Here is a 13,488-nt window from a genome sequence, read left to right on the forward strand (position 1 = left end):
ATCTTCTGCTCCTTGTCAGAGCGGTGCTCGCAGGCGGTCATTCCGCACGGACGGGCTGCCGCAGCACGGTCTTCAACCGCGCCGCGTCGGTCCTGCGCGGGTCGCTCAGGTAAATCTCATGATGGGGGCCGGCAAAGGTGTAACCCAGTGCGGGCATCAGTTCGTCGTGCAGATGGGCCAGGGCCGGACCCTCTTCATCGTAGGCGCCTACGTGAAGCGTCTGCAGGCAGAGGCCTTCTTCGAGAATTTCGTGGCGAAGGCTGGCCGGAACGTCGCCCAGTTTCTTCGCCGCCTTGGCAATGGCAGCCTCCAACTGCGCTGGACGGATCCCATCCGGCGTGCGGATCATCGCCGTCCACCTCCACTCATCCTTGCGGCGTGCCACAAAGCTCGACGGATCCTCGGCGGTCCAAAGCGCTTCCAGCGGTGGCACCACGTAGTCCTGGCCCCCGGCCTTCAGGGCGAACTTCAGTGCATAGCTCACCGAGTACAGCCATTGCACCGCCTGCAGGTAGGCCGGGGCAGTGTTCGGGTCGCCGCGACCATCGACCATCAGGTAGGGCAGGGGCGGTACATCGACCGGTACGAACTGGCCGGCGGGCGGGTGATAGAGTGCCCGGTCGCGGTTCTTGAAGTCGATCTTGTCCATCGGGGTCTTCCTCCTGTGCCGAGCATCCCATGCCAGGCACCCGTCAGCACGCCTGAACCGATTCAGGTGACTTTGCCGAACGAGGGCGAACGGCCCGCGAACGTCCAGGGCCGGAATGCCGCCCTGGGTCATGCGCCCCGTCATGCCCGCGCGGTGCGACAACGTGTCGCAGCCAGAATCGGGCCTTTCCTGCGCTCGATCAATGTCAATGCCTTTCTTAAATGGTGGGTGACGGCCTAAAATTGAAAGGCTGACTCGACCCACCTCCCTACCTGTCTTCCGGACCGGTGGGACCGGCTTTGGCCGGAACAGGCAGGACGGGGAACGGCATTCCCTCGCAATTGGATCGACCGATGATTCCGTTGAAAACCCTTGGGCGCTGGTTGCGCCCGGGCCTGCTGCTGTCGTTGCTGGTGATGCTCACCGGCTGCGATGCCGTGGCCATCCTCAGTCCGAAGGGCCAGATCGGCCAGGATGAGAAGACCCTGCTGATCACGGCCACCGTGCTCATGCTGCTGGTCGTCATCCCGGTCATCATCATGACCCTGACCTTCGCGTGGAAGTATCGCGCCTCCAACACCAAGGCCCGTTACGAGCCGAAGTGGTCCCACTCGACGGCGATCGAGGTGGTGGTGTGGTCCATTCCCTGCATGATCGTGCTGGTGCTGGCGGTCCTGACCTGGCGTTCGTCGCACGCGCTGGACCCGTATCGTCCGCTGGAATCGGACGTCAAGCCGGTCACCATCGAGGCGATCTCGCTGGACTGGAAGTGGCTGTTCATCTATCCGGAAGAGAAGGTGGCGGTCGTCAACGAAATCAAGTTCCCGGTCAACACGCCGCTGAACTTCAAGATCACGTCCGATTCGGTGATGAATGCCTTCTTCATCCCGCACCTGGGCAGCATGATCTACTCGATGGCTGCGATGGAGACCAAGCTCCACCTGATCGCCAACGAGACCGGTGAATTCCCGGGCATGTCCTCGCACTACAGTGGCGCAGGCTTCGCCAAGATGCACTTCACCGCCTACTCGGTCACCGATGCCGAATACCGTCAGTGGCTGGACCAGGTCCGTGCCGGTGAGCAGACCCTGGACAAGGCCTCGTTCAAGGCCCTGGGTGAAGCACGCAACGCCGAGTGGTATCCGGTCACCTACTTCGGCAAGACCGAAGAAGGCCTGTTCGACTGGGTCATCGCCAAGCACATGGGCGACAACAAGCATTACGGCATGAAGCACTCGCACGCCGGTGCCGCCGCTGCCGATGCCGCCAGCCATGAAGCGCACGAGGGGCATGCCCCCAGTGACGCGCATGATTCCAAGGAATCGGGTGAAAACCTGGATGCCACCGAACACGAACACGCTGGCCATGCTGGCCACGCGGGTTCGGGAGAATGAACATGTTGGGAAAACTCTCTCTTGAGTCGATCCCCCACGATCCGATCGTGCTGACCACCCTGGTCGGCGCGGTGCTGGGTGGCCTGGGCGTCATGGCCCTGATCACCAAGTTCAAGCTGTGGGGCTATCTGTGGAAGGAGTGGTTCACCTCGGTGGATCACAAGAAGATCGGCGTGATGTACCTCATCGTCGCCTTCGTCATGCTGCTGCGCGGCTTCTCCGACGCCATCATGATGCGTACCCAGCAGGCGCTCGCCGTCGGCGGGTCCGAGGGTTACCTGCCACCGCACCACTACGACCAGATCTTCACCGCCCACGGCGTGATCATGATCTTCTTCGTGGCGATGCCGCTGATCACCGGCCTGATGAACCTGGCCGTGCCGCTGCAGATCGGTGCGCGCGACGTCGCGTTCCCGTTCGTCAACTCGCTCAGCTTCTGGCTGTTCGTGTCGGGCGCTGTGCTGATCATGCTGTCGCTGTGGATCGGTGAGTTCGCTGCCACCGGCTGGCTGGCGTTCCCGCCGTTGTCGGGCATCGAATACAGTCCAAGCGTCGGCATGGACTACTACATCTGGGGTCTACAGGTCGCAGGCCTGGGTACCACGCTGAGCGGTATCAACTTCTTCATCACCATCCTGAAGATGCGTACCCCCAGCATGAAGCTGATGCAGATGCCGGTGTTCACCTGGACCGCCCTGGTGACCAACGTGCTGATCGTCGCTGCCTTCCCGGTGCTGACCATCACCCTGGTGCTGCTGACCCTGGACCGTTACCTTGGTACGCACTTCTTCACCAATGACGGTGGCGGCAACGCCATGCTGTACATCAACCTGATCTGGATCTGGGGTCACCCGGAGGTGTACATCCTGGTCCTGCCGGCGTTCGGTGTGTTCTCCGAAGTCATCGCGACCTTCTCGCGCAAGGCGCTGTTCGGCTACAAGGGCATGGTCTACGCCACCGCCTGCATCGGCGTGCTGTCGTTCATCGTGTGGCTGCACCACTTCTTCACCATGGGTTCGGGTGCCAACGTCAATGCCTTCTTCGGCATCACGACGATGATCATCTCGATCCCGACCGGCGTGAAGATCTTCAACTGGCTGTTCACCATGTTCCGCGGCCGCGTGCACTTCACCACCCCGGTGCTGTGGACCATCGGCTTCATGGTCACCTTCGTCATCGGCGGCATGACCGGCGTGATGCTGGCGATCCCGGCCATCGACTTCGTGCTGCACAACAGCCTGTTCCTGATCGCCCACTTCCACAACGTCATCATCGGCGGCGTGGTGTTCGGCATGTTCGCCGGCATCACCTACTGGTGGCCGAAGATGTTCGGCTTCCGCCTCAACGAGTTCTGGGGCAAGTGCGCGTTCTGGTGCTGGTTCATCGGCTTCTACGTGACCTTCATGCCGATGTACGTGCTGGGCTTCATGGGCATGACCCGTCGCCTGCAGAGCACCGTCAACCCGGCCTACGAGCCGCTGCTGCTGATCGCCGCCGCAGGTGCCTTCATCGTTGGCGCCGGCATCCTGTGCCAGATCATCCAGGTGGCCGTGTCGATCCGCGACCGCAAGAAGACCGTCGACCTGACTGGCGACCCGTGGGATGCCCGTACGCTGGAGTGGGAAACCTCTTCGCCGCCGGCCTTCTACAACTTCGGCACCCTGCCGGAAGTCACCGAACTGGACGATTTCTGGGAGCGCAAGCAGCGTGGTGAAGCCTGGCCGAAGCCGGCCAAGTACACCGACATCCACATGCCGCGCAACACCGGCACGGGCGTTGTCATCGGTGCCTTCAGCCTGGTGTTCGGCTTCGCGATGATCTGGCACATCTGGTGGCTGGCCATCGTCGGCTTCGTCGGCATGATCGCCACGTTCATCTACCGCACCTTCGACCAGGACGTGGACTACTGGGTCCCGGCCGCCGAGGTGGAACGCATCGAGAACGAACACCGCAAGCACCTGGAAGCCCAGGGCCTGGTGAAGTCGGAGCTGAAGGCATGAGCACCAATACCTCGACCCTGAGCCACGGGCACGCCGCGCATGCGGCGGCCCATGGCCATGACGACCACGAGCACCACGACACCGGCGGCAACACCGTCTTCGGTTTCTGGGTGTACCTGATGAGCGACTGCCTCATCTTCGCCTCGCTGTTCGCCACCTACGTGGTGCTGGCAGGCGGCACCGATGGTGGCCCCACCGCGAAGGACCTGTTCGAACTGCCGTTCGTGGCATGGGAAACCGCGCTGCTGCTGACCTCGTCGCTGACCTTCGGCCTGGGCATGATCGCCATGCACCGCAAGCAGATGGGCCAGATGTACCTGTGGCTGGGCATCACCTGGCTGCTGGGCTTCGGCTTCATGTGCATGGAAGTGTGGGAGTTCCAGCACCTGATCCACCAGGGCTACGGTCCGGACCGCAGTGCCTTCCTGTCGGCGTTCTTCGCCCTGGTCGGTACCCACGGCCTGCACGTCAGCGCCGGCCTGCTGTGGCTGCTGGTGATGTTCGTGCAGCTGAAGAAGTACGGCCTGACCCCGACCAACAAGACCCGCATGGCGTGCCTGAGCCTGTTCTGGCACTTCCTGGACCTGATCTGGATCGGCGTGTTCTCCGTCGTCTACCTCAATGGAGCGCTGTAATGGCACATGACAACCATGCACACGACCACGGCACCGGCGGCGAAAGCCATGGCACCGTGAAGTCGTACCTGATCGGCTTCGTGCTGGCGGTGGTGCTGACCGTCATCCCGTTCTGGATGGTGATGTCGGGTGATTTCTCGCGCACCGTCAACGGTGTGGTGATCGCGATCACCGCGGTGCTGCAGATGCTGGTCCACCTGGTGTTCTTCCTGCACCTGGACCGCTCTTCGGAAAGCCGCTGGAACGTCAACGCTGCGGCCTTCACCGTGGTGGTGATCGGCATCATCGTGGTCGGTACCCTGTGGGTCATGCACAACATGAACGTGCACATGATGCACTGACGTCCGCGCGACGTCGCCACGCAGAAAGGCCGCCCTCGGGCGGCCTTTTTGTTTGTCGCGCCCACCGGGAATGGCACGCGCGGTGGTAGTGCCGGCCGCTGGCCGGCAATTACGGGAAGCCGGCCAGCGGCCGGCTCTACCAGGATCCACGCCATGCGTGGATGGGGTCAGAGCCCTTGCCTGCGGCAAGGGATCCGACCCCAAAGCCATTGGCCTCATCCCACCCGGCATGGCCGGCACAGGGGGTAGTGCCGGCCGCTGGCCGGCAGTTGCGGGAAGGCGGCCAGCGGCCGGCCCTACCAGGAGATCCACGCTGTACGGGGATGGGGTCAGAGCCCTTGCCTGCGGCAAGGGATCCGACCCCAAAGCCATCGGCCTCATCCCACCCGGCATGGCCGGCACAGGGTGGTAGTGCCGGCCGCTGGCCGGCAATTACGGGAAGTCGGCCAGCGGCCGGCGCTACCAGGAGATCCATGCCATGCGTGGATGGGGTCTCACCCCACCCGGCGCAGGAACTCCTCGGCGTCCATTGGTCGGCCCAGGTGGTAACCCTGCAATTGATCACACCCCAGTTCGCTCAGGTACTCGCGCTGTGCCTGCGTCTCCACACCCTCTGCCACCACCTGCAGCTGCAGGGTGCGCCCCAGCGCGATGATCGACGAGACGATGGCGGCATCCTCTTCATTGCATTCCAGATCGTGCACGAACGCGCGGTCGATCTTCAGTTCGGTGGCGGGCATGCGCTTCAGGTAGAGCAGGCTGGAATAGCCCGTGCCGAAGTCGTCGATGGCAATGTGCACGCCCATCGCGGTCAGGTCGTTGAGAATCGCCAGGCTGGCGTCCACGTCCTTCATCGCCGTGGTCTCGGTGATCTCCAGGGTCAGGCACGCCGGTTCGATGCGGTGCCGTTGCAGCACCTCGCGCACACTGTCCAGCAGCGCCGGCGAGGCGAACTGCAACGGTGACAGGTTCACCGCCATCGACCATTCGGAATGTCCGGCATCGTGCCACGCGCGCAGCTGTGCACAGGCACGGTCCAGTACCCAGTCACCGATCGGCAGGATCAGACCGCTGCGTTCGGCGATGGGAATGAACACATCCGGCGCCAGCAGGCCCAGCTCGGGATGCTGCCAGCGCAGCAGCGCTTCGGCGCCGGTGGCCGGTGCGCCGGCGGCAGGGAACTTGGGCTGGTAGTGCAGCACCAGCTCGTCGCGGGCGATGGCCTTGCGCAGGTCCTGCAGCAGGCGCAGCTGGCGGTTGGCACTGAGCTGCATCGAGGGGGTGAAGAACGTATAGCCGTTCCGGCCGGTCTCCTTGGTGTGGTACATCGCCGCATCGGCGTGTGCCATCAGCTCGCGCTCGTTGCCGGCGTCAGCCGGATACAGGGCGATGCCCAGGCTGGCGCTGACCTGCAGCTCGGCTGCATCCAGCAGGAACGGTTCGCCCGCCGCCGCGATGATCCGCTCGGCGACCACCACTGCATCGTCGGGAACATCGATGGCCAGCACGATCACGAACTCGTCGCCGCCGAGGCGGGCGAAGGTGTCCTGTGGCCGCAGCAGGCCGCCGATACGCTGCGCCACTGCCACCAGCAGGCGATCTCCCAGCTGGTGTCCGTACGCATCATTGACCGCCTTGAAGCCGTCCAGGTCGCAGAACAGCACCGCCACCGCCTGGTTGCGCCGCCGCGCCTTCTCGATGGCCTGCTCGATGCGGTCCTGCAGCAGCATGCGGTTGGGCAGCTGGGTCAGCGGGTCGTGCAGGGCGGCCTGGATCAGCCTGTCGTTGGCGTGTGCCAGTGAATCGGCCAGCAGCCCGGTGCGCACGCGCATCTGCCGGTCGAACAGCGAGGCCACCAGGGCGATGCCCAGAGTCGCCACCGTGGTGACGATCACCAGCACCGCCAGCCAACGCGTGTCGATGCCGCCGCTGCCGACCGCGCCGCAGATGCTGCCCTCCGGGAAGCGCGCCGCGGCCATGCCGGTGTAGTGCATGCCGACGATGGCCAGGCCCATCACCAGTGAGGCGAGCAGGCGCAGGCGCGTGGTGTTGCGCTGCTCGGCACGCAGGCGGAAGGCAATCCACAGCGCCGCACCGGCGGCGCCGATGGCAACCGCGATGGAGGCAGCGAACCAGCCCGGGTGATAGTCGATGCCCGGCTGCATGCGCATCGCGGCCATGCCCAGGTAGTGCATGGTGGCAATGCCCAGGCCCATCAGCACGGCGCCGGCCAGCAGACGTCGCCAGGGCAGGCTGGACCGCGACACCAGCCACAGCGCATAGGCCGAGGCGCCGATCGACACGGCCAGCGAGTACAGGGTGATGCCGAGGTCGTAGCCGACCGGAATCGGCAGGTCGAAGGCCAGCATGCCGATGAAATGCATCGACCAGATACCCAGGCCCATCGCCGCCGCGCCGCCGGCCAGCCACCAGCGGGCCACGCGGCCCTCGGCGGTGGCCAGGCGGCCGGCCATGTCCAGCGCCGTGTACGAAGCAAGAATGGCCACCAGCAGGGAGATGGCGACCAGGCTCTGACTGTAACTGCCAGTCATGTTGAATCCAGAGGGGGAGGGAGGGGGCGCCCGCAAGGCGCACGCCCGCGACAGCTATCGGCGCGGGCAGGCGGGACTTGAGCGGTCGCAGCACCTGCGACCCGGCTCGGCTATCCTGCCACGCCTGTTCCCGTTGCTGGAAATCATCCGATGGCCAAAGCCCGCACCGCCTACGTCTGCAATGAATGCGGCGCCGAATTCAGCAAGTGGCAGGGCCAGTGCACCGAGTGCAACGCCTGGAACTCGCTGTCGGAAATCGTGCTGGAGAGCGCGGCGGCGGCCAAGGCGCCGGCGTCGCGCCGGGCGGGTTGGGCGGGCAAGATCGATCCGCCGAAGATCACCGCGCTGAAGGACGTGGAGCAGACCGAGCACCGCCGGGTCAGCACCGGCATCGGCGAGTTCGACCGTGTGCTCGGCGGTGGCCTGGTCGAGGGCGCGGTGGTGCTGGTCGGCGGTGACCCGGGCATCGGCAAGTCGACCCTGCTGCTGCAGGCAGTGGCGAAGATGGCGGCCGAACTGCCGGTGCTGTACGTCACCGGCGAGGAGTCGCTGGCGCAGGTGGCCGGCCGTGCGCACCGGCTGGAACTGCCACTGGATGGGGTCAACGCGCTGGCCGAGACCGGCGTCGAGTCGATCCTGCAGCATGCCTCCAGGGCGGGCCCGCGGCTGATCGTGGCCGATTCGGTGCAGACCCTGTGGACCGAGAGCCTGACCGCCGCGCCGGGTTCGATCAGCCAGGTGCGCGAGAGCGCGGCGCGGCTGGTGCGTTTCGCCAAGGAGACCGGCACCGCCGTGTTCCTGGTCGGCCACGTGACCAAGGAGGGCGGCATCGCCGGCCCGCGCGTGCTCGAACACATGGTCGATGCGGTGCTGTACTTCGAAGGCGAGAGCGGCAGCCGCTTCCGTTTGCTGCGCGCGTTCAAGAACCGCTTCGGTGCGGTCAACGAACTCGGCGTGTTCGCGATGGGGGACAAGGGCCTGAAGGAAGTCTCCAATCCATCGGCCATCTTCCTGTCCGGCGGCAGCACCCATCAGCCGGGCAGCTGCGTGATGGTCACCCGCGAGGGCACGAGGCCCCTGCTGGTGGAGGTGCAGGCACTGGTCGATGCATCGCCGCTGTCGAACCCGCGCCGTGTCGCGGTCGGCCTGGAGCAGAACCGCCTGGCCATGTTGCTGGCCGTGCTGCACCGTCACGGCGGCGTGCTGGTCGGCGACCAGGACGTGTTCGTCAATGTGGTCGGGGGTATCCGCGTACAGGAGACCGCGGCCGACCTGCCGGTGCTGCTGGCGGTGCTGTCCTCGCTGCAGGACCGGCCGCTGGCGGAAAAGACGATTGCCTTTGGCGAGGTTGGCCTGTCCGGCGAGATCCGCCCGGTGCCCAACGGCGAGGACCGCCTGCGCGAGGCGGCCACCCATGGTTTCAAGCGCGCCATCGTGCCCAAGGCCAACGCGCCCAAGGGCGGTTCGGTGAAGGGCATGGAAGTGATCGCGGTGGAGCGCCTGTCCGAGGCTATCGACGCGGCGTGATGCGCGCGGCCCTGCCTCTACAAACGTCGTATACGGCAACGGTCAGCCTGCCTGTGCTAGTTTTTCCCGCTCGACGAAGGCGCCCTCTGGCGTCTTTCCGTGCCCAGGAGTAAACGATTACATGCAGGACACCACGCCCACCGCCCCCAACGCCGAAATCCGTCGCGCAGGGGTCGATCTCAATGGATTGATGACGGTGCTGGGCAAGCACCTGTATTCCACCCCGGTGGTGGCGCTGCGTGAGCTGGTGCAGAACGCGCATGACTCGATCATCCGTCGCCGCATCGAGCAGCCTGGCATCGAAGTGCCGTCGCGCATCTCGGTGCAGGTCGATGCCGCTGCCGGCGTGCTGCGCATCACCGATACCGGTGCCGGCCTGACCCGCCAGGAAATCCATGACTACCTGGCTACCGTGGGCGTCGGCTACACCCGGGGCCTGCGCCAGGGCGGGGAGGACGATGAAGGCCTGATCGGCATGTTCGGCCTCGGGTTCCTGTCGGCCTTCGTGCTGGCGCGCAGGGTCAGCGTGCGTACCACCTCGTACCAGACGCCGGAACTGGGTCATCTGTACGTGTCCAGCAATGCCGAGCAGTACACCGTCAGCGAAATGCCGGCGCGCGCGGTTGGCACCGAGGTGGAACTGGAGCTGCATCCGGATTTCCTGCCGCTGGCCAACGAGGCGCGCCTGCACGAGGTGCTGGGCCGCTATTGCGCGCTGCTGTCCGAGCCGATCTTCATCGGTGCTGCGGCCGAGGCGCTCAACCCCGAGCCGCCGCCGTGGCGCAGCCAGGGTGACGTCGTCGTGCATCCGGTACAGGCGCGTCGCCAGGCGCTGCAGTTCGCTGCGCGCTTCGAGCACGATTTCGAGCCGATCGTCACCGTGCCACTGCGCGCGGATGGCGACAGCGATGCCACCGGCCTGTTGTGGGTCCAGGACGGCGCTACCTACGGCACCAGTGACAACCGCAATCTTTCGGTGTTCGTGCGCGGCATGCTGCTGGATGACGATGCGCGCGACCTGCTGCCGCCGTGGGCCGGTTTCATCGGCGGGGTGATCGAATCCTCGCGGCTGACGCCCACCGCCAGCCGCGAAGACCTGCAGCGCGATGACCAGTACCGGGCCGTGCAGCACGCGCTGCTGGAGGCGCTGATTGATGGCCTGGCCGACGTCGCACGGCAGCAGCCGGAAGCCTGGCGACGCGTTCTCACGCGCCATAATGAGGCCTTGCTGGGCGCGGCGCTGTGCGATGACCGCCTGTTCGACCTGCTGTTGGAGCACGTGCGCGTGCCGACTTCGCAGGGCGACCTGCCGGCCAGTGCGCTGCCGGCGCGTGGTGCCGTGCATGTGATTCTCGACAATGGCGGTGGCTTCGAGGAGATGCTGTTCCGCGCGATGGGGGTACCGGTCGCGCATGGCCACCGCTATGCAGTCGTGCCGTTCCTGCGTCGCTGGGCCCAGGCCAAGGGCCTGCGCCTGGTTGAACTGGGGACCGAGCAGGGTAACCGTGCACTGTTCCGAAGCGATGACAGCCTCGACGAGGCGCAGCTGGCATGGCTGCGCGAGCAGCTGGGCGACGGCGAACAGTTGCTGCCGGCACGCTTCAGCCCCGAGTCGCTGCCGGTGGTGGTGGTGCCCGACCGCGAAGCCGAGCTGAAGCAGCGCCTGGAAGACGACGAGAACGACAAGCGCGTGTCGATGGCCGCGCTGCGCCTGGCCCGGCAGTTCACCGCACGCATCGAGTCGCGCGCGCCGTCGCGGCTGTACCTCAATCTCGACAACCCGGCAGTGCAGGCGCTGCTGCGCGCCCAGCGCGAGGGGCATCCACAGGCCGAAGCCGCAGCCCGTCTGCTGCGCTCACTGAAGATCATCGTCGCCGCGCAGGGCCGCCCGCTGGCACGCGCGAACGCTACGCCCGGCCCGGATCTCAACGGCGCCTTTACCGATATCGCCGGTGCCCTGCAGCAGATGCTGCGCTGAGCACCGTACCTTCTCATCCAGCCTTCGCTAGACAGGAGCACTTACCCCATGGACATCTGGAACTGGGTCGAAAAACTGCAGGGTGACCTGCGCCAGGCCGGCCAGGCGCAGAACGCGCACCTGCTGAACCGTCTCGCCGACGAGGTGAGTGAACTGCAGATCGACCGCGTCGATGCATTGCTGCCCGAAGCGCGTGCGCTGGGCAAGGCGCTGGACAACCCGTGGGTCGACGTCTATGTCGGCCACTGGGCGCTGCGCAACCGCGTCGGCAACCGCGTCGAAGGCGAGAGCGCGCTGGGCGAAGCGGTGGCGCTGTTCGAACGTGCGCACCGTGATGACACGCTGGAATGCCCGCAGTCGATCTGCGTGACCCAGGATCTGGCTGCCTGCTATGGCAACATCGATGGCCCGGGCTGGGTGCCCGAGCGCATCGAGGTCTGCGATGAAACACTGGGTCGCATCGATCCGAGCTGGGCCTGTTTCCAGTGCCTGAGCTGCGAGAAGGCCGATGCGCTGCTCGATGATGGTCGTGGCCAGGCGGCGCTGGATTACCTGCAGGCGCAGGCCGATGCCGTGGAGGCCTGTGGCAAGGAAGTGTTCGACAGCTTCCCGGAGATGCAGATCAAGATCCTGCTGGGAATGGGCCGTGCCGATGAGGCACTGGCGCTGATCGAAAAGCGGGAGGCCGAAGTTGCTGCGTCCGGAGAATACGAGCCGGCCAACTGCACGGTGCCGCGCCGCCTGTCCAAGGCCTGGGCGCTGGCCCAGCTGGGTCGCGACGAAGAGGCGCTGCAGCAGCTGGTGCCGTGGAGCGAGCTGACTCCGAACTACTGGCGCCTGTGGGCCAACACCGCCGCCGCGCTCTGCCAGCGGGATCCTGCGCGCAATACCTGGGATCTGGGCACGCGCTTCAACACGATCATCGAGCACTTTGCCCGGGTCGGATCGCATCGCCTGATGATCGAAGTGGCAGCGCTGAGCCTGGAGCTGGCGCTGCAGCGTGGCGCGCGCTGGGTGGCACTGCGGCAGCTGGAACTGGCCCGCACCCATCTGGCGCAGCTGCGCCAGGATCGTGGTGCTGCGGCGCTGGTGGCCGGCCTGGCCGCGCGCATCGACGCGTTGCCGGATGTCGCACCGCTACCGGTGCCGGCGGGCGAGCTGCTGGCATGGCTGGACGCGCAGGGCGAACAGAACCAGTCGCGCGATCCCGAGCGCGAAGCGCAGTGGTTGCTGCAGGCGCATGCCGAGTTGCCCGATGACGAGGCGCTGGCCGAGATGGCGGCCAGCGCACTCAATGCCTGCGGCGCGCAGCCCGAGGCGCGCGCGCTGCTGTGGCGGTTCGTACGCGGCCATGCGCAGCACGATGGTCCCGCGGCCTACACGCTGATGCGCTGGCTGGCCGAGCAGGGCGACGACGATGGCCTGCGCCAGCTGGCCGATCTCTACCGTGGCAGCGTGCCGGTGTTCGCGCGCTGGTGCGAGGTGCAGCGTGCACGCCGCGTGTCCGACTGGCCGGCGCTGGAGCAGGCGGCCCGATGCCTGCTGGAGCTGTCGCCGGGCTCGCACGGCGCGCGCGGCACGCTGGCGCGGATGTACATGGAAACCGGCCGCTTCAGCGAAGCACAGGCCTGCTATGCGCAGCTGGTTGAATTGCTGGAAGAGCCGAATGCCGCGCATTGGGACCACATGAGTGCCGCCAGCGCGGCACGGGATTGGGACGCCGTGCGTCGCTCGGCCAAGGCGATCGGCATGGAGCTGTCCAGCCAGGAAGGCGTGGTCGAAGAGCCGTGGGGCTGGGTGATCATCCGCAGCGAAGAGAACGGTGAGCCGATGGAGTACTACGCCCGTCGCAGCGGACCGGTGACCGCGCGCATCGTCGAGAACGCGCCGTCCAACCGCGCCCAGCAGGTGGGCGACTGGGTGGTGTTCGATGCCGCGCTGGTGCATCCGGCACCCGAGGAGGAGGAAGCACGCGAGCATTTCATCCCGACCTATGCGCAGGTGCATGTGCTGGAACGCGGAGGCTTCGCCCGCAGCTGGATGATCGATGGCGCGCACCCGGGCGAAGAGGCCTGGAACGTCTTCGTCGAGGCGGCCGAAGCACAGGGTTGGAAGGTGTGGTCGCACAGCCGCCCGGACTACACCGTCACCGACCCCGATGTGGAAGACGGCACGCTGCCCGGCCTGCTGTTCACCGTGGCCCAGCCGCAGGACCATGCACCGCTGGCGCTGCACCGCTTCCTCCAGCAGCAGACCGCGACGTGGCCGCATCCGCATTGCTGGCTGCGCCTGGCCGAAGCCTGCAACCAGGATCGCCAGCCGCACCTGGACGTGATCGAGCGTTACGGGTTGTAAGCCGGGTATCGGGTAGTGCCGGCCGCTGGCCGGCAGCACCGGGATATCCTGTAGTGC

At 66.1% G+C, this 13,488-nt stretch carries 9 protein-coding genes; 7 read left to right on the top strand and 2 right to left on the bottom strand.

Annotation, left to right across the window (positions count from 1 at the left end; all coding sequences use genetic code 11):
- Positions 1-37: 37 nt before the first annotated feature.
- Complete coding sequence (locus tag AC5P8Y_RS05375) at positions 38-649, bottom strand: GyrI-like domain-containing protein (RefSeq protein WP_033833370.1); 612 nt, start codon at positions 647-649, stop codon at positions 38-40.
- A 353-nt stretch (positions 650-1,002) separates the two neighbouring features.
- Between AC5P8Y_RS05375 and cyoA the strand changes: the two genes are divergently transcribed.
- Genes cyoA through cyoD form a run of 4 tightly spaced genes read left to right on the top strand, consistent with a single transcriptional unit; the run spans position 1,003 to position 5,019 of the window.
- Entirely contained in the window at positions 1,003-2,043 is a 1,041-nt protein-coding gene (cyoA, locus tag AC5P8Y_RS05380; protein WP_005408581.1) for a ubiquinol oxidase subunit II, read from the top strand.
- A gap of 2 nt (positions 2,044-2,045) precedes the next feature.
- The gene (gene cyoB / locus AC5P8Y_RS05385) at positions 2,046-4,043 is read left to right on the top strand and encodes a cytochrome o ubiquinol oxidase subunit I (protein ID WP_005408582.1); all 1,998 of its coding nucleotides are present in this window, start codon (positions 2,046-2,048) and stop codon (positions 4,041-4,043) included.
- Entirely contained in the window at positions 4,040-4,678 is a 639-nt protein-coding gene (gene cyoC / locus AC5P8Y_RS05390; RefSeq protein ID WP_005408583.1) for a cytochrome o ubiquinol oxidase subunit III, read from the top strand. Before cyoB ends, cyoC begins: the two co-directional genes overlap by 4 nt.
- On the top strand, positions 4,678-5,019 hold the full coding sequence (cyoD, locus tag AC5P8Y_RS05395) for a cytochrome o ubiquinol oxidase subunit IV (protein ID WP_005408584.1): 342 nt from the start codon (positions 4,678-4,680) through the stop codon (positions 5,017-5,019). The genes cyoC and cyoD overlap by 1 nt, the downstream gene beginning before the upstream one ends.
- Positions 5,020-5,513: 494 nt before the next feature.
- On the opposite strand, the gene AC5P8Y_RS05400 is transcribed toward cyoD, so the two are convergent.
- Positions 5,514-7,571, bottom strand: a complete 2,058-nt coding sequence (locus tag AC5P8Y_RS05400) for a putative bifunctional diguanylate cyclase/phosphodiesterase (RefSeq protein ID WP_049404734.1) — start codon at positions 7,569-7,571, stop codon at positions 5,514-5,516.
- 150 nt (positions 7,572-7,721) lie between these two features.
- Here AC5P8Y_RS05400 and radA point away from each other — a divergent pair, with 150 nt between their 5' ends.
- The 3 genes from radA to AC5P8Y_RS05415 all read left to right on the top strand — a co-directional run bounded on the left by radA (position 7,722) and on the right by AC5P8Y_RS05415 (position 13,431).
- Positions 7,722-9,098 (top strand): DNA repair protein RadA, encoded by a 1,377-nt coding sequence (gene radA, locus AC5P8Y_RS05405; RefSeq protein WP_049404736.1) that lies wholly within the window; start codon positions 7,722-7,724, stop codon positions 9,096-9,098.
- 121 nt (positions 9,099-9,219) lie between these two features.
- Positions 9,220-11,076, top strand: a complete 1,857-nt coding sequence (locus AC5P8Y_RS05410; protein WP_033833372.1) for an ATP-binding protein — start codon at positions 9,220-9,222, stop codon at positions 11,074-11,076.
- A gap of 48 nt (positions 11,077-11,124) precedes the next feature.
- Positions 11,125-13,431, top strand: a complete 2,307-nt coding sequence (locus tag AC5P8Y_RS05415; protein ID WP_049404738.1) for a tetratricopeptide repeat protein — start codon at positions 11,125-11,127, stop codon at positions 13,429-13,431.
- Positions 13,432-13,488 lie beyond the last annotated feature (57 nt).

The sequence above is a fragment of the Stenotrophomonas sp. YJH_SMC_12-1 genome, from assembly GCF_059370935.1.

Bases quoted from the DNA above. Each gene is read 5' to 3' on its own strand.
- cyoC (WP_005408583.1), top strand. From the start codon at position 4,040: ATGAGCACCAATACCTCGACCCTGAGCCACGGGCACGCCGCGCATGCG.
- AC5P8Y_RS05415 (WP_049404738.1), top strand. From the start codon at position 11,125: ATGGACATCTGGAACTGGGTCGAAAAACTGCAGGGTGACCTGCGCCAG.
- cyoD (WP_005408584.1), top strand. From the start codon at position 4,678: ATGGCACATGACAACCATGCACACGACCACGGCACCGGCGGCGAAAGC.
- AC5P8Y_RS05375 (WP_033833370.1), bottom strand. From the start codon at position 649: ATGGACAAGATCGACTTCAAGAACCGCGACCGGGCACTCTATCACCCG.
- cyoA (WP_005408581.1), top strand. From the start codon at position 1,003: ATGATTCCGTTGAAAACCCTTGGGCGCTGGTTGCGCCCGGGCCTGCTG.
- radA (WP_049404736.1), top strand. From the start codon at position 7,722: ATGGCCAAAGCCCGCACCGCCTACGTCTGCAATGAATGCGGCGCCGAA.
- AC5P8Y_RS05410 (WP_033833372.1), top strand. From the start codon at position 9,220: ATGCAGGACACCACGCCCACCGCCCCCAACGCCGAAATCCGTCGCGCA.
- cyoB (WP_005408582.1), top strand. From the start codon at position 2,046: ATGTTGGGAAAACTCTCTCTTGAGTCGATCCCCCACGATCCGATCGTG.
- AC5P8Y_RS05400 (WP_049404734.1), bottom strand. From the start codon at position 7,571: ATGACTGGCAGTTACAGTCAGAGCCTGGTCGCCATCTCCCTGCTGGTG.